Annotated in this window: 19 protein-coding genes and 1 tRNA gene; 7 read left to right on the plus strand and 13 right to left on the minus strand. The window is 70.5% G+C overall.

All coding sequences use genetic code 11. The features are described from left to right. Positions 1-94: 94 nt before the first annotated feature. From pfkB to AB0M63_RS14995, 5 genes are all read right to left on the minus strand, one after another. Positions 95-1,042 carry a 1-phosphofructokinase gene (gene pfkB, locus AB0M63_RS14975; RefSeq protein WP_355905377.1) on the minus strand — a complete coding sequence of 316 codons (948 nt, stop codon included), beginning with the start codon at positions 1,040-1,042 and terminating at the stop codon, positions 95-97. Next, the gene (locus AB0M63_RS14980; protein ID WP_355905380.1) at positions 1,039-1,800 is read right to left on the minus strand and encodes a DeoR/GlpR family DNA-binding transcription regulator; all 762 of its coding nucleotides are present in this window, start codon (positions 1,798-1,800) and stop codon (positions 1,039-1,041) included. The genes pfkB and AB0M63_RS14980 overlap by 4 nt, the downstream gene beginning before the upstream one ends. 144 nt (positions 1,801-1,944) lie before the next feature. After that, positions 1,945-2,439 carry a hypothetical protein gene (locus AB0M63_RS14985; protein WP_366019648.1) on the minus strand — a complete coding sequence of 165 codons (495 nt, stop codon included), beginning with the start codon at positions 2,437-2,439 and terminating at the stop codon, positions 1,945-1,947. Continuing rightward, positions 2,436-3,182, minus strand: a complete 747-nt coding sequence (locus AB0M63_RS14990; protein WP_355905386.1) for a Crp/Fnr family transcriptional regulator — start codon at positions 3,180-3,182, stop codon at positions 2,436-2,438. Before AB0M63_RS14990 ends, AB0M63_RS14985 begins: the two co-directional genes overlap by 4 nt. Positions 3,183-4,537: 1,355 nt before the next feature. Continuing rightward, positions 4,538-6,046, minus strand: a complete 1,509-nt coding sequence (locus AB0M63_RS14995) for an MFS transporter (RefSeq protein ID WP_366019649.1) — start codon at positions 6,044-6,046, stop codon at positions 4,538-4,540. Positions 6,047-6,108: 62 nt separating this feature from the next. Between AB0M63_RS14995 and AB0M63_RS15000 the strand changes: the two genes are divergently transcribed. Further along, on the plus strand, positions 6,109-7,074 hold the full coding sequence (locus tag AB0M63_RS15000) for a YafY family protein (protein ID WP_366019651.1): 966 nt from the start codon (positions 6,109-6,111) through the stop codon (positions 7,072-7,074). A gap of 10 nt (positions 7,075-7,084) precedes the next feature. Here the strand turns inward: AB0M63_RS15000 and AB0M63_RS15005 are convergent, their stop codons facing one another. After that, on the minus strand, positions 7,085-7,711 hold the full coding sequence (locus tag AB0M63_RS15005) for a TetR family transcriptional regulator (RefSeq protein ID WP_366019934.1): 627 nt from the start codon (positions 7,709-7,711) through the stop codon (positions 7,085-7,087). Between the two features lie 530 nt (positions 7,712-8,241). Next, complete coding sequence (locus AB0M63_RS15010) at positions 8,242-9,240, minus strand: sigma-70 family RNA polymerase sigma factor (RefSeq protein WP_355905395.1); 999 nt, start codon at positions 9,238-9,240, stop codon at positions 8,242-8,244. Positions 9,241-9,417: 177 nt separating this feature from the next. On the opposite strand from AB0M63_RS15010, the gene AB0M63_RS15015 reads away from it, so the two are divergent. Then, positions 9,418-9,948 carry an N-acetyltransferase family protein gene (locus AB0M63_RS15015; protein ID WP_366019652.1) on the plus strand — a complete coding sequence of 177 codons (531 nt, stop codon included), beginning with the start codon at positions 9,418-9,420 and terminating at the stop codon, positions 9,946-9,948. 21 nt (positions 9,949-9,969) lie between these two features. Here the strand turns inward: AB0M63_RS15015 and AB0M63_RS15020 are convergent, their stop codons facing one another. After that, a complete protein-coding gene (locus AB0M63_RS15020; RefSeq protein WP_366019653.1) occupies positions 9,970-10,761 on the minus strand; it encodes a class III extradiol ring-cleavage dioxygenase in 792 nt (263 codons plus the stop codon). A 96-nt stretch (positions 10,762-10,857) separates the two neighbouring features. On the opposite strand from AB0M63_RS15020, the gene AB0M63_RS15025 reads away from it, so the two are divergent. After that, positions 10,858-11,364: a MarR family transcriptional regulator gene (locus AB0M63_RS15025; RefSeq protein WP_355905404.1), complete on the plus strand. Its 507-nt coding sequence runs from the start codon at positions 10,858-10,860 to the stop codon at positions 11,362-11,364. A gap of 112 nt (positions 11,365-11,476) precedes the next feature. On the opposite strand, the gene AB0M63_RS15030 is transcribed toward AB0M63_RS15025, so the two are convergent. Both AB0M63_RS15030 and AB0M63_RS15035 read right to left on the minus strand, forming a co-directional pair. Beyond that, positions 11,477-13,042 (minus strand): MFS transporter, encoded by a 1,566-nt coding sequence (locus tag AB0M63_RS15030; RefSeq protein WP_355905407.1) that lies wholly within the window; start codon positions 13,040-13,042, stop codon positions 11,477-11,479. 110 nt (positions 13,043-13,152) lie between these two features. Then, complete coding sequence (locus AB0M63_RS15035; protein ID WP_355905410.1) at positions 13,153-13,797, minus strand: TetR/AcrR family transcriptional regulator; 645 nt, start codon at positions 13,795-13,797, stop codon at positions 13,153-13,155. 285 nt (positions 13,798-14,082) lie between these two features. Here AB0M63_RS15035 and AB0M63_RS15040 point away from each other — a divergent pair, with 285 nt between their 5' ends. From AB0M63_RS15040 to AB0M63_RS15055, 4 genes are all read left to right on the plus strand, one after another. Further along, the gene (locus AB0M63_RS15040) at positions 14,083-15,366 is read left to right on the plus strand and encodes a M6 family metalloprotease domain-containing protein (RefSeq protein ID WP_355905413.1); all 1,284 of its coding nucleotides are present in this window, start codon (positions 14,083-14,085) and stop codon (positions 15,364-15,366) included. Between the two features lie 192 nt (positions 15,367-15,558). After that, a complete protein-coding gene (locus AB0M63_RS15045) occupies positions 15,559-17,214 on the plus strand; it encodes an IclR family transcriptional regulator C-terminal domain-containing protein (protein ID WP_366019654.1) in 1,656 nt (551 codons plus the stop codon). Between the two features lie 65 nt (positions 17,215-17,279). Then, positions 17,280-17,352 (plus strand) — tRNA-Arg (locus tag AB0M63_RS15050). 322 nt (positions 17,353-17,674) lie between these two features. Next, on the plus strand, positions 17,675-17,878 hold the full coding sequence (locus tag AB0M63_RS15055) for a PLDc N-terminal domain-containing protein (protein WP_358849597.1): 204 nt from the start codon (positions 17,675-17,677) through the stop codon (positions 17,876-17,878). 272 nt (positions 17,879-18,150) lie between these two features. Here AB0M63_RS15055 and AB0M63_RS15060 read toward each other — a convergent pair whose 3' ends face one another. Genes AB0M63_RS15060 through AB0M63_RS15070 form a run of 3 tightly spaced genes read right to left on the minus strand, consistent with a single transcriptional unit; the run spans position 18,151 to position 19,774 of the window. Continuing rightward, positions 18,151-18,525, minus strand: a complete 375-nt coding sequence (locus AB0M63_RS15060) for a VOC family protein (protein ID WP_366019655.1) — start codon at positions 18,523-18,525, stop codon at positions 18,151-18,153. Positions 18,526-18,569: 44 nt separating this feature from the next. After that, positions 18,570-18,932, minus strand: a complete 363-nt coding sequence (locus AB0M63_RS15065) for a VOC family protein (RefSeq protein WP_366019656.1) — start codon at positions 18,930-18,932, stop codon at positions 18,570-18,572. Next, the gene (locus tag AB0M63_RS15070) at positions 18,929-19,774 is read right to left on the minus strand and encodes a MerR family transcriptional regulator (protein WP_366019657.1); all 846 of its coding nucleotides are present in this window, start codon (positions 19,772-19,774) and stop codon (positions 18,929-18,931) included. Before AB0M63_RS15070 ends, AB0M63_RS15065 begins: the two co-directional genes overlap by 4 nt. Positions 19,775-19,867 lie beyond the last annotated feature (93 nt).

The following is a 19,867-nucleotide window of genomic DNA, read 5'->3' on the forward strand; positions in this document are numbered from 1 at the left end:
AGTAACGGGGAGTGTCGCCGCTTGAGGGTCGGTTCGAGGGGCGCCGGGATGGTCGTAGCGGAATCGGCCGTGACGGTCGTCGCCGTAGAAACGTTCATGCCACCGGCTCCGTCAGTACGAGGTCCACCGGGACGTCGGCCGTGACCGTGACCGCGGCCGGGTCCAGGTCCGCGGGGGTGGGCATCACGCTGCCCGGGAGCTGGACGGCCGCGGCGCCGTGGGCGACGGCCGAGGCGAGGGCCTCCGGGCCGCTGCCGCCGGCGATCAGGAAGCCGGCCAGCGAGGAGTCGCCCGCGCCGACATTGCTGCGTACGACGTCGACGCGCGCGCTGCCGTACCAGGCGCCCGAGGCGTCCACGAGCAACTGGCCGTCGGCGCCGAGGCTCGCGAGGACGGCGCCCGCGCCCAGCTCGCGGAGTTCCTCGGCGGCCTTGACCGCGTCGCCGACGGTGGCCAGGGGGCGGGAGACGGCCTCGGCGAGTTCCTCGGCGTTGGGCTTGACGACGTCGGGGCGTTCGCGCAGGGCCTCGATGAGCGCGGGGCCGGAGGTGTCCAGTGCGATGCGGACGCCGGCGGCGTGCGCGCGGGCGACCAGCTCGGCGTACCAGGACGGCGCGAGGCCGCGCGGGAGGCTGCCGCAGCAGGCGATCCAGTCGGCGTCGCGGGACTGCCGCCGGACGGTGTCCAGGAGCAACTCCTGTTCGGCGGCGGTCAGTTCGGGGCCGGGGGCGTTGATCTTCGTGAGCACGCCGTCCGCCTCGGCGAGGGCGATGTTCGAGCGGGTGGCCCCGGCGACCGGGACCGGCGCGACCTCGATGCCCTGCGCGTCGAGCAGGTCCGCGACCAGCGCGCCCGGTGCGCCGCCCAGGGGCAGCACGGCGACCGTGCGCCGGCCGGCGGCGGCGACGGCGCGCGAGACGTTGACGCCCTTGCCGCCCGGGTCCATGCGCTCGCCGGTGGCCCGTATGACCTCACCTCGGTCCAGGGAGGGGACCTCGTAGGTGCGGTCGAGGGACGGGTTCGGGGTGACCGTGAGGATCATGCGCGCACTACTTCCATGCCGCCGCGCTCCATGGCGGTGGCGTCTTCTGGGCTCAGCCCGGTGTCGGTGATCAGGAGGTCCACATCGCTCAGGGCACCGAAGCGGGCGAAGTGCTCCTGGCCGTGCTTGGCGGAGTCGGCGAGCAGCACCACCCGGCGGGCGGCGCCCATCGCCGCGTGCTTGACCGCGGCCTCGGCGAGGTCGGGTGTGGTCAGCCCGTGCTGGGCGGAGAAGCCGTTGGCCGCCACGAACACGACGTCGGCGCGGATCTCGCCGTAGGCCCGCAGCGCCCAGGCGTCCACGGCGGCGCGCGTACGGTGCCGCACGCGCCCCCCGACGAGGTGGAGCTGCATGCCCGGGTGGTCCGCGAGGCGGGCCGCGATGGGCAGCGAGTGGGTGACGACGGTCAGTTCGGCCTCCAGCGGGACGATGCCCGCGAGGCGGGCCACCGTCGTGCCGGCGTCGAGGATCACCGTGCCGTGGAGGGGCAGTTCGGCGAGGGCCGCCTTGGCGATGCGGTCCTTCTCGTCGGCCGCCGTGGACTCGCGCTCGGCGAGATCCGGCTCGAAGTCGAGCCGTCCGGCCGGTATGGCACCGCCGTGCACCCGGCGGAGCAGGCCCGCGCGGTCCAGAGCCTTCAGATCCCGGCGGATCGTCTCCGCCGTGACCTGGAACTCCTCGGCCAGCGACACCACGTCCACCCGGCCGCCGTCACGGGCCAGCCGGAGGATCTCCTGCTGCCGCTCCGGTGCGTACATGTCCGTTCGCCTCCGTCCAGTGCCCGAACTTGTGGTTTCGCTCGGAGGCTACGCCCGCATTTCCGGAAAGTAAACAGGTTCGGGCATTAGATGGACATGAACGGGCAGGGCGCTCCCTGTCGGGAACGCCCTGCCGGTGTCTCGTCAGCTGTGCCGTCGCGTCGTGATCTTCTGCTGGGCCGCGATGATGGCGTGCGCCAGTTCGTCGCGGGCGGCCTCCTGCCGCATCGCCCTGACGAGCAGACCGCGGTGCTCCGGGAGGGGGACTCCCCGCACGGCCGGGCCCGGCTCCGGCAGCGCGGTGGCGACGTATTCGCCGACGCGCTCGACGACCTTCGTCAGCTCGGGGCGAATGGCCTCGACGTGGTCGGCGATCCCCTTGATCATGGTGCCGGTCTGGGCGATGTCCTCGAAGTCGTCGGCGCGACAGGGCTTCTGGGCGAGGCGGCACTGGGCCTTGTAGAGGTCGGCGAGCCACTCGGAGGGCTTGTCGAACGCGGTGTTGGTCTCGTCCTTGCGGCGGATCCGCCGCGTCCAGGCGAAGACCCGTCTGTGGTGGACGAGGGTGTACGCACCGAGGGCGCCCATCACCAGAAAGGACAGGGCACCCAGCACGAGGGAGCCGGCGCCGGTCGTCATGCCGGGCTCCCGGCGTGGAAGTGCCGCAGTTCATCGATGTCGTGGACGACGAACTGGCGGTACCTGGCTTCGATGACGCCCTGGTAGCGCAGGGTCCGGACCGCGTTCTCCACCGTGGAGACGGCGACCTGGAGGGAGGCGGCGATGTCCTTCTGCCCCGGGCCGGTGATGACGGTCCAGCCCGTCCGCGGATCGGGCACGCCCGTGGTGTCGGCGAGGTGCGCCAGGAGTCGGCTCACGCGCTCGACGGGCGGCCGGGTGGCCATGGTGTAGACGAGTTCGTCGCTACGGCTGCGGTCCTCCAGGCTGCACAGGAGCGCGACCTGGATGTCCTGCCGCCTGCGCAGCAGGACGTTGAGATGGCGCGCGCGGCAGGGGATGGCCACGGTCGGGGTCAGGCACTTGGTGACGACGGCGGAGTCGGGCGTGATCAGCTTGGCCTCGCCGACGAGCTGGCCCCGGCCCCGGAACCGCGTGACGGTGGGCACGTGCTCCCCGCGGCCGAGCGGGAAGCGGTCCTGCCGGACGACGCCGTCCCAGATGAGGTAGACGTCCCGGCCGTCCGGCCCCAGGGGCAGGCACTCGTCGCGGACGAAGCCGCTGCCGTCCAGCTCCGACTGGAGCAGGGCGAGCAGCGCCGGCCAGTCCTCGGCCTTCAGGCGGTGCAGGAAGCTTCCCTCAGGCTTGTTCTCATGGCCGAGGAGAAGGTCGGCCGGCCGGGGGATGTCGACGGTCGAGGGCATGCTCACTCCCCCGCTCCGGCGGCCGTGGTGGCGCGTGTCCCGGCGTACGCGCCCCGGGGAGTGTGATGGTGACGATGTGTCACGGGTGAGATACCGCGGGGTCCGCGGCACGACGGCGGAATGACGCCGTCGGCGGTGACGGTGCGCATTGACCTGATCCCTTGTTCCGTTGACGCTGTGGAACCCCACTGGCCAGCGGGGTTCCGGTGGTGGGTCCTGCTCCCTCTCCGGGAGGTGCGACAGCGCCCGGGTGGTGAGGCCGGGCGGGTGGAGACAGTTGAGCGAGAGAAACCGTACCGCTCACCGTGAGCGAAGAGCCAGTCGCCATTTCCAAGGGGGTCGCGAAGAATGGTGATCATGCGGGAAACCCCTCGCGGTGGGGCTTTGTTACAGAAGATCGCGCGTAATCATGACGGGAAAGTCGCCGCTCTTTTCACGCAATTACCGATCCCGGTTATCCACACGGCCTCGCAGTGGGCGGTAGGACCCTTCTCGGATGAGCAACATATGACGTCCGCACAAACCCCCGGCAAAAACGAGAGGCCCCGGGGCACCACCCCCAGGACCTCCCGGAAAGGTCCGGACCCACCAGGGATCAGACCGGTGCCCAGTAAACACCACGGATGGCCTTTAGGTCACTCCCCGTCAGGCAAACGGCAGCCCTCAGTACCCGGCGGCCAGCCGGAACCCCGGCCGCGGGGCAGACGCGAGGAACGTCACGCCACCCCGCGCACACCGCCGGAACATCCTGCCCCGCGGCACGTTTTACCCCCTTTATGCACGCAGGGGCGAGACGATCCCGACCTCACAGGGCACTGACAGCGTTATCAAGCGAAGGCCATCGATCAAGAGTCAACAGATCCGGCCAATACGGCTCAGCCCGACCGGCGACACCGTCGACCGGAACCCCACCCGCCGGAACAGGTGGAGGGGGCCGCTCCGGTCCGCCGAATTAGGCCGCCACAGCTTCGGGAATTTCTTTTCGAGAGGCAATCGAAGGCAACAGGAAATGCGGTGGTTCCGGGCGGCGGCGGAATCCCGTACGGGAATGCACAGTTCGCCGCCGCACATCACAAATTGTCGACTAAGGAACAAGGTAACCAACACCCGGTCCAGGGCCGGCACTCCCGTCGAACCCGGCCGTCCCGCGTGCCCCACCGTGAACTTCCGTCCAGTCAGTTTTGTTACAGGGCAGGTGGGTTGGGGTGCGTCCGACCCGGAGGCCGACCTCGGATCCTCCCGCCGCACGCCCCGCTCCGGCCACCGGCGTACGCCACCGTCCGGCCGACTGCGTCGAGCGCCCCGCCCCCGGTACGGCCTCGGGGCGGGGCGCTGTCCTGCGGTGCCGAGCGGCATCAACTCCCGCTCGGCTCGGCCCCCTTGACCGCCTGACCGGCGCCCCGCCCCGGCAGCGCGAACATCAGCAGGAAGATCGCGACCATCACCGCGGCGACCCAACCCAGCGCGTGCTGGAACGCGTTCACGAAGGCCGGGCCCACCTCGCTGGGAGTCAGCCGGTCGCCGATCACACCGAAGAAGACGACGGACACCAGCCCGAGCCCGAGCGCGTTGCCCATCTGCTGCACGGTGTTGATGAGCCCGGACGCGGAACCCGCGTGCTCACGCGGTACCTCGGAGAGGATCGTGTCGGTCAGCGGGGCGAAGATCAGGCCCATGCCGACGCCCATCACGACCAGCGGCAGCGCCATCTGCCAGGAGGCGATGGCCAGTTGGTACCGGTCGGCCTCCCAGAGGTAGAGCAGCACGCCCGCGACCATCACCAGCGCGCCCGTCTGGAGGACGTTGCGTCCACCCAGGCGCGGCACCAGTTTCTGCACGGACATGCCGGCCGCCGCCGAGCAGGCGATCGAGAACGGTACGCCGGTCAGCCCGGCCCGCAGCGGGCTCCAGCCCAGGCCGATCTGCATGTACAGGGTCCAGACGAGGAAGAAGATGCCGAGTCCGACGCCGAACACGGTCTGCACGGCGATGCCGGCCGCGAAGCTCTTCACCCGGAACAGGGACAGCTCGACGAGCGGGGAACCGTCCTGCTCGGCCTTCCGCCTCTCGTACGCCACCAGGCCGACGAAGACGCCGATCGAGCCGGACATCGACACGAACCCCCAGGCGGGCCAGCCCAGTTCGTCGCCCCGGGTGAGGGGGTAGAGCAGCATCAGCAGGCCGAGGGTGACCAGGGCGACGCCGACGAGGTCGAGCTTGAGGGCGCGCGGGGCCCTGGACTCGGTGATGAAGCGGCTGCCGAGGAGCAGGCCCGCGATGCCGACGGGCAGGTTGATCAGGAAGATCGGGCGCCATTCGAGGCCGAAGAGGTTCCACTCGGTCAGCAGGGCGCCGAGCAGCGGCCCGGAGACCGCGCCCAGGCCGACGATCGCGCCGAACAGCCCGAACACCTTGCCCCGCTCGTGCGCCGGGAAGGTGGCGTGCACGATCGACAGCACCTGCGGCACCATCATCGCGGCCATCCCGCCCTGGAGGATGCGCGAGGCGACCAGCATCTCCGGGTTCGCGGCGAAGCCGCACAGCGCGGAGGCGAGCGTGAAGCCGCCGATCCCGAGGAGGAACAGCCGCTTGCGGCCGTAGATGTCGCCGAGCCGCCCGCCGGTGATGAGTCCGGCGGCGAAGGCGAGCGCGTACCCGGCCGTTATCCACTGGATCTGGCTGAAGGAGGCCCCCGCGTCCCGCTGGATCGAGGGGATCGCGACATTGACGATCGTGACGTCGACGAGGTCCATGAAGGCCGCGGTCATCACGATCGCGAGGGCGAACCAGCGCCGCCGGTCGGCCGCCCCGGACGCCGTCACTACGGGGGCCGGGCTTTCCACAAGGGTTTCGGTGGAGGTCATGTCCTGAAACTACGACCCCACTAGGTCAGATCGTGTCCTAGTTCTACGGCATCCTCGAACCCATGACGACGGACACCCCGGCACGGCTGCTCCAACTCCTCTCCCTCCTCCAGACGCCCCGCGAGTGGCCCGGCGGCGAATTGGCCGAGCGGCTCCGGGTCTCCCGGCGCACGGTCCGGCGGGACATCGACCGGCTGCGCGAACTCGGTTACCCGGTACAGGCGACGCTCGGCGCCGACGGCGGCTACCGGCTGGTCGCGGGCAAGGCGATGCCGCCCCTGGTGCTGGACGACGAGGAGGCGGTGGCCATCGCGGTCGGGCTGCGGGCGGGCGCCGGGCACGCGGTGGAGGGCGTGGACGAGGCGTCGGTGCGGGCCCTGGCCAAGCTCGAACAGGTACTGCCCTCGCGGCTGCGGCACCGGGTCGCCACCCTCCAGGCCGCCACCACCCCGCTGACCAGCGGGGACGGGGCGAGCATCGCCCCCGAGACACTGACCGTGATGGCCTCGACGGTCGCCGGCCACGAGCGGCTGCGCTTCGCCTACCGCGCCAAGGACGGCACCGAGTCGCGCCGCGTGACGGAGCCGTACCGGCTCGTCTCGACCGGACGGCGTTGGTATCTCGTCGCCTACGACCTCGACCGCGAGGACTGGCGGACCTTCCGGGTGGACCGGGTGAGCAGGCCGCTGGCGACGGGGGCGCGGTTCACCCCGCGTGAGCTGCCCACGGGAAACGCGGCGGAGTTCCTGCGGCAGTCGATGTACCGGCGGCAGGAGACGTACGAGTACACCGTGACCTTCGCCGCCCCCGCCGAGATGATCGCCGCCCGCATCCCCGCCTGGCTCGGCACCCCCGAGCCGCTCGACGAGCAGAGCTGCCGGCTGCGCGCCACGACCGGCGACGCGGTGTCCTGGCTCGCCGTACGGCTGGCCATGCTGGAGTGCGAGTTCACGGTCCAGGAACCGGAGGAACTGGTGCGGTGCGTACGGGAGTTGGGAGAACGGCTGAGCCGGGCCGGGAGCGCGTGACCCCGACCGCCTACCGGGCCGCCCCGCCGATCTCCGTCCACGGAAAGTGCCGCAGCACCCGCAGGTTCCGCAGCGCCAGGTCCGCGGGTCCCGCCTGCGCGGCCGCCCCGGTCGGCTCCTCCCCGAAGGCCCAGCCCTCAACGGCCGTGCGGACGGCGGCACTTGCGACGGCGGCGGCGAAGCGCAGTTCCGGTGAGGTCACGGACGGGATCCGCGCGGTGCCGATGTCGTCGGCCTGGGCCATCCGTTCCGCGAGCACTTCCGCGAGGGTGTGCTCTCCCGCCTGGCAGACCTCCGCCCACACCCTGCGCAGGCCGGAGCTGGACTCCGCCATGCGGATCAGCGGGCGGACCCAGGTCCAGGAGGAGTGGGAGACCCCCACCCCGGGGGTCAGGGTGTGGAGCGCCCCGTGTTCCAGCGCCTCCGGTACCGAGAGCGCGGGCGGGGCCGTGCGCACCGCGTCCGCCCAGCGCTCGTTGCCGGCCGCGTAGAGCGGGGCGACGGCCTCTTCCTTGGTGGCGAAGTAGCGGTAGAAGGTGCGGGGGGCGATGCCGGCGGTCTGGGCGATGTCCTCGGCGCGGGTGGCGCGCAGCCCCTGTCTCACGAAGAGTCCGGCCGCCGCCCGGGCGATCTCCATCCGGGTCTCGGCCTTGCGCCGCTCGGTCAGCGAGAGCGGTGCGGAGGGGGAGGCGGTAGGGGAGTCCGGTGCTGGGGTGGGGCTGCTCACACCGGCAGGCTATGCCGCTGTGGCAGAATCTGCCATTCGGCGGGCCACCCCGGGGTTCAGGTACGGGGTGCCCCGCCGTCCTGGCATGCCCGCACGCCGTCCGCCCCGCGCGTGAAAAGAGCCGGGCCCCGACGCCCGGGGGGACAGGCGCCGGAGCCCGGCTCGGGAGAGTCCCGGCGCCGGGGGGGTTGCGTCGGGACTTGGCTCAGGGGGTCTCGGGGCGTGGCCCCGGACGCGAACTCCTGGGCCCTGAAGTCTTGTTCCCAGGGCCCCGTAGGTTGAAGCGGCTTTCCCGGCCATGTTTGCGCGGGCTCCCGCCACCCGGCGTACGCGGCCCGGCGTGCGCCACATGTGTACGCGCCCCAGCGGGCCGCCGCAGACGCCGGGCGGGAGGCCGGAGGCTCACGCCCCCGGCACACCTCCCGCCGCGCTCACGGCCGCTACGCCGCCGCGTCGAAGCCGGTCTGGCTGGCCAGCTTCTTCAGTTCCAGCAGTGCGTGCTTCTCGATCTGGCGGATGCGCTCGCGGGTCAGGCCGTGCTCCTTGCCGACCTCGGTCAGCGTGCGCTCCCGGCCGTCCTCGATGCCGTAGCGCATCTTGATGATGGAGGCCGTGCGCTGGTCGAGGCGGCCGATCAGGTCGTCCAGCTCCTCGCTGCGCAGCAGCGTCATCACGGACTGCTCGGGCGAGACCGCGGAGGTGTCCTCCAGGAGGTCACCGAACTGCGTGTCCCCGTCGTCGTCCACCGACATGTTCAGCGAGACCGGGTCACGGGCCCAGTCCAGGACGTCCGTCACGCGCTCGGGGGTCGAGTCCAGCTCGGCGGCGATCTCCGCGTGCTCGGGCTCCCGGCCGTTCTTCCGGTTGAACTCGCGCTGCACGCGGCGGATCCGGCCCAGCTCCTCCACGAGGTGGACGGGGAGCCGGATGGTCCGGGACTGGTCGGCGATCGACCGGGTGATGGCCTGGCGGATCCACCAGGTCGCGTACGTCGAGAACTTGAAGCCCTTGCGGTAGTCGAACTTCTCCACCGCGCGGACCAGGCCCGCGTTCCCCTCCTGGATCAGGTCGAGCAGGGGCAGGCCGCTACGGGGGTAGCGGCGGGCCACGGCCACGACCAGACGGAGGTTGGACCGGATGAAGACGTCCTTGGCACGCTCCCCTTCGGCGACCAGGGCCTCCAGCTCGGCGCGGCTGGCGTCCGCCTGGGACTCCTCCTCGCCTTCGAGGACCTGGCGCGCGAACACGCCCGCTTCGATGGTCTGTGACAGCTCGACTTCCTTGGCGGCGTCGAGCAGCGGTGTGCGCGCGATTTCGTCGAGATACATGCCGACCAGGTCGCGGTCGGCGATCTCGCCGCCATGGGCGCGAACACTGCGCGCACCGTCGGAGGTCTCGCCGGTGGCGGACTTACGACGGGCGACGGCACGGGTTGCCATGCGTGCTCCCTTGCGATGGTGGGTCAGCAGGTGTTCGTCGGATGCTCTTGCTTCGGCACTCTTCTCGTGTGCCCTGCATCTGATGGAAACAACGACTGGAATCCGGACAGAATTCCCGACCCGCTCCCCTATTTTTCTGATCTTGCAGTACCCTGTCCGGCCACAAAGGGAGGCATGATGCCGTCGGAACGTACAGAGGTGCAGGTCAGGCCAGGAGTCGAGAGCGACCTCGATGCCCTCACCGACATCTACAACCACTACGTACGCGAGACCCCGATCACCTTCGACACCGCCGCCTTCACACCGGAGGAGCGCCGCCCTTGGCTGCTCTCCCACCCTGAAGACGGCCCATACCGGCTGAAGGTTGCCGTCGACGGGACCTTCCAAGGAAACACGCAGCGAATCCTCGGGTACGCCACATCCAGCCCTTACCGGCCCAAGCCCGCCTACTCGACCTCGGTCGAGGTCACCGTCTACCTCGCCCCGGACGCGGGCGGCCGGGGCGTCGGAACACTGCTCTACAAGGCCTTGTTCGCGGATCTGGCGACCGAGGACGTCCACCGGGCGTACGCGGGCATCGCACAGCCCAACGAAGCGTCCACGCGGCTGCACGAACGCTTCGGCTTCCGGCCCGTCGGCACCTACCGGGAGGTGGGCCGCAAGTTCGGCCGCTACTGGGATGTCGCCTGGTACGAGAAGGAGTTGTAGGCCCCGCGGGCCCTGCGGCCGTCAGCCGAACTGCACCGACCGCTTCGCCATCCCCATCCAGAACCCGTCGATCACGGAGTGCTGCGCGTCCAGCTCGCCGCCCGCCTCCGCCGCGCCCATGGCGACGAACAGCGGGGCGAAGTGCTCGGTGCGCGGGTGGGCGTAGCGCCCGGCCGGTGCCTTGTGGAGGAAGTCCAGCAGGCCGTCCCAGTCGCGGGCCTCCAGCGCGCGCCGGCCCCAGTCGTCGAACTCGGAGGACCAGGTGGGCACTCCCCCGCCGGTGTGGCGCAGGGCGGCCAGGTTGTGGGTGAAGAAGCCGGAGCCGACGATCAGGACGCCCTCGTCGCGCAGGGGGGCGAGCCTGCGCCCGATGTCCATCAGCTTCGCCGGGTCGAGGGTCGGCATGGAGACCTGGAGGACCGGGATGTCGGCGGCCGGGAACATCTCGACGAGCGGGACGTACGCCCCGTGGTCGAGGCCGCGGTCCGGCACGTCCTGCACGGGTATGCCCGGGGCGCGCAGCAACTTCCGCACGGACGCGGCGAGTTCGGGGGCGCCCGGGGCGTCGTAGCGGACCTGGTAGTAGTGCTCTGGGAAGCCCCAGAAGTCGTAGACCAGGGGGACCGGTTCGGTGGCGCCGAGGGCGAGGGGGGCCTCCTCCCAGTGGGCGGAGACCATGAGGATCGCCTTGGGGCGGGGGAGGTCGGCGGACCAGGCGGCGAGCTCGCCGGGCCAGATCGGGTCGTCCGCGAGGGGCGGCGCGCCGTGGCTCAGATAGAGGGCGGGCATGCGCTCCGGTGCGGCGGTGGACATGACGGTCACTCCCCATGCTTGAAGTCTCAAACTTCCCGGTACGACCTTACGCCCGATTTGTTTAACCTTCAAGGAGAGCTCTCGTACAGTGGATCCATGAATACGGCATCCACCTCCGCTGAAACCCCTTGGCTGACCGACGAGGAGCAGCGCGTCTGGCGCTTCTACATGCACGCCAGCACCCTCCTGGAGGACCATCTGGACCGTCAGCTCCAGCGGGACGCGGGCATGCCGCACATCTACTACGGCCTCCTCGTCAAGCTCGCCGAGACCCCGGGCCGGCGGCTGCGGATGACCGAGCTGGCCATGAACGCGAAGATCACCCGCTCCCGGCTCTCGCACGCGATCGCGCGGCTGGAAAAGAACGGGTGGGTGCGCCGCGAGGACTGCCCCTCCGACAAGCGCGGCCAGTTCGCGGTGCTGACCGACGAGGGGTACGAGGTGCTGCGCCGCACCGCGCCGGGCCATGTGGCCGCCGTACGGCAGGCGCTGTTCGAGCGGCTGAGCCCACAACAGCAGAAGTCCCTCGGCGAGATCATGGAGATCGTCGCCGAGGGACTTCAGCCGAACGAAGCGGGCGCGGACCTGCCCTGGCTCCGCTGAGCCGCTCAACTCAGCCGGAGACCAGGGCAGTTCCTGGGAGTCGTACGTACGGGGCGTCCCCTTCCCCGTACGTACGGATGGTGCGAAGGGGGTACGACCGGGCCGGGCGCCGTCAGTGCGCGACCACCGGCACCTTGAACTCGTCCTCGACGCCGTCACCGGAGGCGACCGGGTCGGAACCCTGCTTGCCCGCGTTGACGAGGACCGAGACGATCGCGGCGGCCGCGACCAGCATGCCCACGGCGAACCAGATGGCGTTGGTGTAGCCGTGCACCTGACCCTGCAACTGGACGAGCTGCTGCTGGGTCTTGGAGGTACCGGCGCCGGCGATGTGGTCCTTGATGTACGCGGTCGTCGCGGAGGCGGCGATCGTGTTCAGCAGGGCCGTACCGATCGCGCCGCCCACCTGCTGCGAGGTGTTGACCATCGCGGAGGCGACACCCGCGTCCCGGGGCTCGACGCCCAGGGTGGCCAGGGACATGGCCGGCATGAACGCCGTACCCATGCCGAGACCGAGCAGCAGCATCGCGGGCAGGATGATCGAGGCGTACGACGAGCCGATCTCCAGCCGGGTCATCAGCAGCATGCCGACCGCGGCGACCAGGAAGCCGGGACCCATCAGCAGACGGGCCGGCAGACGGGTCATCAGGCGGGTGCCGATCTGGGTCGAGCCGACCATCATGCCGACGATCATCGGCATGAAGGCGAAGCCGGTCTTGATCGGCGAGAAGCCCTTGACGACCTGGAGGTAGTAGGTGAGGAACAGGAAGGTGCCGAACATCGCGATGATGGCGATGCCGAGCGAGAGGTAGATACCGCCGCGGTTGCGGTCGGTGATGACGCGCAGCGGCAGCAGCGGGGCCTTGACCTTCGACTCCACGATCACGAACGAGATCAGCAGGACCGCGGAGGCGATGAACAGGCCGACGGTCGTGGTGTCGCCCCAGCCGTCGGACTCGGCGCGGGTGAAGCCGTAGACGAGCGAGACCAGGCCGAGGGTGGAGAGCAGGACACCCGGGATGTCGAGCGGGTTGCGGTTGCGGCCGCCCTCCGGCTCACGGATGACGAAGTACGCGCCGAGCGCGGCCACGATGGCGAACGGGATGTTCACGAAGAACGTCCAGCGCCAGTCCAGGTACTCGGTCAGCACACCGCCGAGGATGAAGCCGACGGCGCCGCCGCCACCGGCGATCGCGCCGTAGATGCCGAACGCCTTGGCGCGCTCCTTGGCGTCCGTGAACATCACGGCGAGCAGGGAGAGCGCGGCGGGCGCGAGCAGTGCGCCGAACGCGCCCTGGAGGGCGCGGGCACCGAACATCATGGCGCCGGAGGTGGCGAGACCGCCGAGCGCGGACGCGGCGGCGAAGCCGGTCAGGCCGATGACGAAGGCGCGCTTGCGCCCCCACAGGTCGGCTATGCGGCCGCCGAAGAGGAGGAGTCCGCCGAAGGCGAGGGCGTAGGCCGTGACGACCCACTGCCGGTTGCCGTCGGAGATGCCCAGGTCGGTCTGGGCGGACGGGAGGGCGATGTTCACGATGGTCGCGTCGAGCACGACCATCAGCTGGGCGAGCGCGATGAACGCGAGCGCCTTCCAGCGGTTGGAATGGGCTTCGTGCTCGGCGGCCTCGGCCGCCTTGTCGAGGGCGCTTGGCGCGCCGCTTCGAGCTGTTTCAGACATGGTGGTACCCACTTCGGGACTTCGTGACGGAAAAATTCGGAAGAAGGACGTCGAAGACGTGGTCGGGGACGCTTGTGGTTGAGACAGGCGAGACGCGCTGAACTAATCGGTCAGGGCTGCCGGAGATCCTCCATCGTCGCGGCCGCGCCGGGCAGGACCGAGCGGGCCGGGGCCCGCAGTCCGTCCAGGAACAACTGCAGGTGTCGGTGTACGAAGCGGTCGGCGCTGACGCATCCGGTACCGGCCGGGGGCCTGCTGAGCTGGGCCACGGCGACCATCACGTCACCGACACCCACATCGGGGCGGAGCTGTCCGGCCCGCGTCGCGCGGTCCATGACCTCCCCGATGAGTTCCTCCCCGCGCTCGCGGGCGGCTTCCAGGTCCGGGTGGTACTGGTCGAAGGTGCTGGCGACCATCGGGCACAGCGCGCCGATCCGCTCGTCGGCGGCACCGTGCACGAAGCGCTCCAGAGCGGCGAAGGCGTCGCCGGTCTCGGCGAGCGCCTGCTCGGCGGCCTCCGACAGTCGGTCCATGACCGAGCAGACGACCTCGCGGACGAGGGCGTCGCGGTCCGGGAAGTTGCGATAGAGCGTGGCATTGCCGACGCCGGCCCGGCGGGCGACCTCGTCGAGCGGCACATCGGCGCCGAACTCGACGAACATCTCGCGGGCGGCGGTGACGATCCGCTCCCGGTTGCGCAAAGCGTCGGCGCGCGGCCGGGTCACCTTTCGCTGTACGGGGGTCGCGGTCGTCACGGCGTACTCCTGAAGATCTTGGACTGCTGGAGGCGATCCGGGGATGGAGTCCCCGTTTCGCTCGGACACATGGCTAAACGGGGAAACGCTCCCCGGTTATTTCCCACTCAGCGGGACATTCGATGTGACCTGAGTCACATTCTGTTTCGCCCCCGATTCAGCCCCCTCGCGGCGAGAAACACACGGTCGGTCTCCTCCAGCGCGCGCCCTCGCACCACACGACACAGGGTGATCGAAAGGGTGCAGCCCGAGACCGGCGGCTGCCGTGGCGCGAAGGGTCCATGCATGCAGCCCAGCCGTCGGATACGCCCGCGCCGCGTGGCCGCCCTCGCGTCCGTGACCGTCCTGACCCTCGCGGTCAGCACCTCGGCCGGTACCGGACACCTCACCCCGGGCGCCATGACGGCGGCGGGCCCGGTCGCGCTCGCCCGCACCTCCGCACTCGGCCCCTGCATGATCAACGGCCCCGTCGACGTGGAGATGTCCGAGGGCATCCCCACCCCCGGCGGCTACTCCCGCTCCACCGGCACGGTCCACGCCCTGACCCTGATGGTCGACTTCTCCGACGCCCCCGGCCAGGGCAGCGCCATGGACCGCTACCGCGAGTTCTTCCCCCAGACGCAGGACTGGTTCCGCACCAGCTCCTACGGCCGCCTCGACTACCGCCCCGAGACCCCGGTCGACCACTGGCTGCGCATGCCCAAGCCCTTCAAGTCCTACGGCATAGAGCGCGGCGCGCCCTTCGACCCCGGGTACCGGCAGCTCGTCCAGGACATCGTGGCCGCGGCGGACCCGAGCGTGGACTTCCGCCGCTACGACCTCCTGAACGTCCTGGTCACCCCGAACGCCGGGCCGTCCGCCCTGGACACCGTCCTGTCCGTGACATTCGCCGGCAACACGGAGGCCCCGGTCGCGGACGGCGTCCCGGTCGCCAACGCCTCCTTCGTCTACTCCCGCCAGGACGACGGCTCCGGCACCTACTCCCGCACCGGCTACCGCGTCCTCCCCCACGAGAACGGCCATGTCTTCGGCCTCCCCGACCTCTACACCCAGGAGGGCGGAGGAGCGGTCGGCCACTGGGACATCATGAGCGAGGACTGGGGCGCCGACAACGACTTCCTCGGCTGGCACAAGTGGAAGCTGGGCTGGCTCGACCCGGCCCAGGTGGGCTGTGCGATGACGCGCGGCACCACGGAGTACACCCTCACCCCCCTGGAACGCCCCGACGCCACCGGCTCAAAACTCATCTTCGTCCCCCTCTCCCGCCGGACGGGCTACGCCCTGGAACTACGGACCCACGAGGGCAACGACGAGGCGGTCTGCCGACCCGGGGTCCTCATCTACAAGGTCGAGGCGGACGTCGACACAGGCATGGGCCCGGTCAAGGTCTACGACGCCCACCGCAACAGCGGGGGCTGCACCCGGAGCCCCAACGTCCACGCCGAGTTGTCGGACGCGCCGTTCGGGGTGGGGGAGACGTTCCGGGATCCGGGGAGGGGGGTTCGGGTGGCGGTGACGGGGGTGGACGCGGCCGGGAATTATCGGGTGACGGTCAGTCGGGGGCGGTAGGGGTGGGGGAAGTGGCGGGGGCGCGGATCGGCGGTGCTGTGGATAGAGCACCGCTCTCCTAAAGCGGGTGTCGCGGGTTCCGTGGTGCGCGGCAGGTCTGCCGGAAGGGGGTCCGCCGTAGGACCTTCGGCGATGTGGGTGGCGGGCGCGGGCTTACCGTAGGGCTGCCGAGATTGCCGTACCGGAGAATCGATGCCCGCTGATACCGCCGATGCCCGTCCGCTTGCCGATGCCGTGCCCGCCGAGGCGGTCGCCCCGCTGATCCGGGGGGTCGCGGTGTTGCGGCAACTGACCGATGTGGGCGGCACGTTGAGCCTCAGTGGGCTGGAGCGGGCCACCGGGCTCGCCCGGTCCACCGTTGACCGGATCACCGCGACCCTCGCCCGGATGGGATACGTCCGTCTCGATGGCCGGGACGCGATTCTCACCCCTCGGGTGATGGAGCTGGGCAACGCCTATCTGGGCGCGCTGCGGCTGCCGGCGCTGCTGGACGCCCGGGCGGACGCGCTGGCCGACGAGTTGGACGAGTCGGTGTCGTTGGCGGTGGCCGACCGGGACGGGATCCGTTTCATCCACCAGGCGACCCGGCGCCGCGCGATGTCCCTGAGCTTCCGTATCGGCGACCTGCTGCCGGCCGAACGCACCGCGCCCGGACCGCTGTTCGCGACGGAGTGGACCGAGCGGGACTGGGCGCGCTGGCGGGAGCGGCGGGCGGCGGACCCGGAGGACCGGGGTTTTCCGGCCGTACCCCCGCGGTCGTCGTCGCCGGGACCCGACTTCGAGCAGTCGGCCGTACAGGCCCGCGAGGACGACTGGGCGCTGGACGACCAACTGATCGAACCGGGGTTGGTGGCCCTGTCAGTGCCGGTACGCGATCCCCGTACGGGCGCGATCACGTGTGTGGCGAGCGTCGTGAGCCATACCAGTCGGCACACGGCGGAGGATCTGCGGGACTCGTTGCTGCCGCGGCTCCGGGCGGCGGTGCGGACGATGGAGGAGGACCTGCGCGAAGCGCCCGAGGGTGATGCCGTCGCCGCCCCCTCCGGGCTGGCGACCTGGACGGGCGCGTCCAAGCAGGAGTTGGGGCGGGAGTTCGTCGAGTCCCTGGCCCGCGGGCTGACGGTCCTGACCGCCTTCGGTACGGGCCGCGCCGAACTGACCCTGACGGAGGTCGCCCAGGCCACGGGGCTGGCACGGGCCACCGCGCGCAGGGCCCTGATCACCTACGAGCACCTGGGTCTGGTGAGCCCGTCCGGCGACCGCCGCTTCGCCCTCACACCCCGGGTCCTGGCCCTCGGCTTCCCGCCCCTGTCCCGTACGACCCTGCCCGACCTCGCGCTCCCCCACCTCACCGCCCTCACGACCCGCATCCACGAGTCGGCGTCCCTGGCGATCCTCGTGGACCGGGACATCCAGTACACCGCCCGGGTCGCCACGAGCCGGGTGATGAGCGTGAACCTCGCGGTCGGCACCCGGCTCCCGGCGTACGCGACGGCACTGGGCCGAGTACTGCTGGCGGAAGGGCCGGCGGACCCGGGTGAGCTGCGCGCCCTGACCCCGTACACACTGACCGACCCGGCGGCGTTGGCAGCGGCCCTGGAAACGGTCCGCTCCCAGGGGTACGCCCTGGTCGAGGAGGAGTTGGAGGTCGGCCTCCGCTCCATCGCCGTACCGGTCCGCGACCACACCGGCCGGGTCGTCGCCGCCCTCAACACGGCGACCCATGTGGCCCGCCGGACGGCCGAGGAGTGCGTGCGGGACATCCTGCCCGAGCTGAAGATCACGGCGGGGTGTATCGAGGCGGATCTGCGGGTGGCGGGACGGTTCACGCGGGTGCCCGTGTCCTGACCCCACCCCCGCCGAACCGGGCGGCATCGGCCCACCCGAATCGGCTACCCTGTCCACAGCGTCCCGCCTTCGTAGCTCAGGGGATAGAGCACCGCTCTCCTAAAGCGGGTGTCGCAGGTTCGAATCCTGCCGGGGGCACAGCTTGCACAGCAGGTCATGGGCGTCTCGGGCCTCTCGTTCTCTTCGGACGGGAGGCCCGTTCCATGATCGCTCACATCGCCTGGTCAGGCCGGATTCCGTCCCGGTTCGCGGGTGGTCGTTCTCGGACGGGAGTCAGACCTCAGGCTGACCATGGATGGGCGCGGAGGATGACGCAATCGGGATTCCGGGGCGGGCAGGATGGCGTCAGAGGAGGTTCCCCCGGCCGGCGAACTCCGAGCATCCCCCCACCAGCAAGAGGAGACAACCGGTGCAGGCGCAGTTCACACACCAGACAGCCCTGGGCGATACGGGCCACCTCATGATCGCCTGGGCAATCGTTGCCGTAGGCGTGGGCCTTCTCGCGTTGTTCTTCGGCACCCTGCTCAGCATCGTCAGGTCCGACCTCACCGGCGGGATGAAGCTGGTCTGGATCATCTTCGCCCTGATGGCCCCGTTCCTCGGGTGCCTGTTCTGGTTCCTCGTCGGGCGCCGTGACTCCCGGCGCCGGCCACGCATGGCCTGATTCCACGGGCGCGCCGTCACCTCACGACGGTCCGGCCGCCGTGTCGAACCGACCTCCGCGGGAGCGGCGTGGTACGCGGCCGGCTCGCGGTGGGCGTGATCGTGACGACGGCTGCCGTCGACGTACCCGAGCTGCTATCGCCGAAGAGACGTTCCCAGCCCGGCCACCCAAGCAGTGCTCGATGTGGTCGGGCTGGGAGCGGATTCAATGTGACGGCAGTCCCCCCACAGGGGCAGAGGCCCAGTACCCGTACCTGTATCCGTACCTGGCGGCTATTCGGACTGCCAGGTCGCGAGGTTGAACGGGTTGCCCTCCGGGTCGGCCAGCACGCTCAGGCGGATCGGCGGGAGGTAGGCCTCGTTGACGAGCTTGGCGCCCAGGCCGGTCAAGCGCTCGGTCTCCTCGTCGTGGTCGTCCGTGAGCAGGGTCGGACGGAAGCCGCCCGTGCCCTTCGCGGCCTCGGTGGCCGGGTGGAAGATCATCTGGAGGCCGCTCCCGGAGTCGGGGGCGTCGACCGTCATGACCCCGGGGGTCGCGCCCGGCGTCACCGGGCGGCCGAGGGCCTTTCCCCAGAAGTCCGCCAGGCCGGCGGGATCGGCGGAGTCGATGTTCACGGACGCGAAACTCAGGCTGACAGCGGTGATCATGGCTTTTCCCCTTTCCTTCCGATGGGTTCGTGACTGCGGCGCTGTTACGACGCCTCTGCGATCAGGTCGAATTCGTTGCCCTCGGGATCCAGGAGAGTGGTCCAGCGCATGCTGCCCATCTCGATGTCCTCCTTCCGGCTCGCACCGAGGCCGATCAGCCGCTCGGTCTCCGCCTCGAGGTCCGCGGTGATCAGGTCGGGGTGCATCCGGTTCTTCGCCGTCTTGCCTTCGGGGACCTGGGCGAAGCACCAGCGCGGCTCGGTCCGGCCGGAGTCCCCCATACCGATGGAGGCGAACGCCATGCCCGCGCCCGGATCCAGTTCCTGGCCGAGCGCCCGCGCCCAGAACTCGCCGAGTCCGGCGGCGTCCGCGCAGTCGAAGGTCACTGCGAACAGTCGGTTCGTCATGATTCCTTTTCCCCTCTTCTGGAGAGCACCGGCCAGCACACCTCGGTGACCAGACCGTGCTCGTTGTCCGTGTCGAACCGGCTCACCAGGTAGTTCTCCCGGATCGCCGTGCGTGTGCGCGAACCCATGCCCTGCTCGGCGACGAAGCCGCCCAGTGCGGCATAGGTCCGGTCGAGCTCCCGCAGCGGGCCGTTGTGCACCGTCACCGCCATGGGGCCCTCGGGCAGCGGGTCCCCGGTCTGGCCGGCGGCGGCGCTGAGCGGGATGAAGGCGGTGACCTCGCCGACGTGCGACTCGAAGATCTCGGCGCTGTAGATCGCGCCGTCCGGGCCGGCGCGCAGACCGGCGTCCGAGCCGATCCGCCGACGCAGGTCGGTGAGCGTGTCGGGCAGCCACTCGAAGACCTCGTTCCAGGTCACCCGCGCGCTCGCCACGAGGGCCGGCCCGGCGTCCGGTGTCCGGAAGTCGACGTTCAGCGGGTGTGACCCGCCGCCCTCAAGGAGCTGACGCAGCGACGCCACGGCCGATCGGGTCTGCTCCAACTGGCGTTCCATACCGCGCAGATGATCGGCGATGATCTCGTCCCGTACCGTCGGATCGGTCGCCTCCAGCACGACCTTGATCCGGTCCAGCGGCATGTCCAGATCCCGGAAGCGCCGGATGAGCTGGGCCGTGGGGGCCTGTGCCGTGGCGTAGAACCGGTATCCGCTGCCCGGGTCGATCCGCGCCGGACTCAGCAGGCCCAGATCGTGGTAGTGGCGCAGCGCCTTGACGCTGACATGGGTCAGCCGAGAGAACTCCCCGATGCTCAACAGAGCAGCCCGTTCTTCCAGCGCGCTCATCGAGGGACCTCCTTCCAGTCGTCGTCCGGCCGATGCCAGGACTCTCCACTCTCCCTTTACAGGAGAGTCAAATGAGGCTCGTACGGGGGACTT

This window comes from Streptomyces sp. NPDC051576 (assembly GCF_040681835.1).
Taxonomy (GTDB): Bacteria; Actinomycetota; Actinomycetes; order Streptomycetales; family Streptomycetaceae; genus Streptomyces.

Bases quoted from the DNA above. Each gene is read 5' to 3' on its own strand.
- pfkB (WP_355905377.1), bottom strand. From the start codon at position 1,042: ATGATCCTCACGGTCACCCCGAACCCGTCCCTCGACCGCACCTACGAG.
- AB0M63_RS14980 (WP_355905380.1), bottom strand. From the start codon at position 1,800: ATGTACGCACCGGAGCGGCAGCAGGAGATCCTCCGGCTGGCCCGTGAC.
- AB0M63_RS14985 (WP_366019648.1), bottom strand. From the start codon at position 2,439: ATGACGACCGGCGCCGGCTCCCTCGTGCTGGGTGCCCTGTCCTTTCTG.
- AB0M63_RS14990 (WP_355905386.1), bottom strand. From the start codon at position 3,182: ATGCCCTCGACCGTCGACATCCCCCGGCCGGCCGACCTTCTCCTCGGC.
- AB0M63_RS14995 (WP_366019649.1), bottom strand. From the start codon at position 6,046: ATGACCTCCACCGAAACCCTTGTGGAAAGCCCGGCCCCCGTAGTGACG.
- AB0M63_RS15000 (WP_366019651.1), top strand. From the start codon at position 6,109: ATGACGACGGACACCCCGGCACGGCTGCTCCAACTCCTCTCCCTCCTC.
- AB0M63_RS15005 (WP_366019934.1), bottom strand. From the start codon at position 7,711: ATGGAGATCGCCCGGGCGGCGGCCGGACTCTTCGTGAGACAGGGGCTG.
- AB0M63_RS15010 (WP_355905395.1), bottom strand. From the start codon at position 9,240: ATGGCAACCCGTGCCGTCGCCCGTCGTAAGTCCGCCACCGGCGAGACC.
- AB0M63_RS15015 (WP_366019652.1), top strand. From the start codon at position 9,418: ATGCCGTCGGAACGTACAGAGGTGCAGGTCAGGCCAGGAGTCGAGAGC.
- AB0M63_RS15020 (WP_366019653.1), bottom strand. From the start codon at position 10,761: ATGTCCACCGCCGCACCGGAGCGCATGCCCGCCCTCTATCTGAGCCAC.
- AB0M63_RS15025 (WP_355905404.1), top strand. From the start codon at position 10,858: ATGAATACGGCATCCACCTCCGCTGAAACCCCTTGGCTGACCGACGAG.
- AB0M63_RS15030 (WP_355905407.1), bottom strand. From the start codon at position 13,042: ATGTCTGAAACAGCTCGAAGCGGCGCGCCAAGCGCCCTCGACAAGGCG.
- AB0M63_RS15040 (WP_355905413.1), top strand. From the start codon at position 14,083: ATGCAGCCCAGCCGTCGGATACGCCCGCGCCGCGTGGCCGCCCTCGCG.
- AB0M63_RS15045 (WP_366019654.1), top strand. From the start codon at position 15,559: ATGCCCGCTGATACCGCCGATGCCCGTCCGCTTGCCGATGCCGTGCCC.
- AB0M63_RS15055 (WP_358849597.1), top strand. From the start codon at position 17,675: ATGATCGCCTGGGCAATCGTTGCCGTAGGCGTGGGCCTTCTCGCGTTG.
- AB0M63_RS15060 (WP_366019655.1), bottom strand. From the start codon at position 18,525: ATGATCACCGCTGTCAGCCTGAGTTTCGCGTCCGTGAACATCGACTCC.
- AB0M63_RS15065 (WP_366019656.1), bottom strand. From the start codon at position 18,932: ATGACGAACCGACTGTTCGCAGTGACCTTCGACTGCGCGGACGCCGCC.
- AB0M63_RS15070 (WP_366019657.1), bottom strand. From the start codon at position 19,774: ATGAGCGCGCTGGAAGAACGGGCTGCTCTGTTGAGCATCGGGGAGTTC.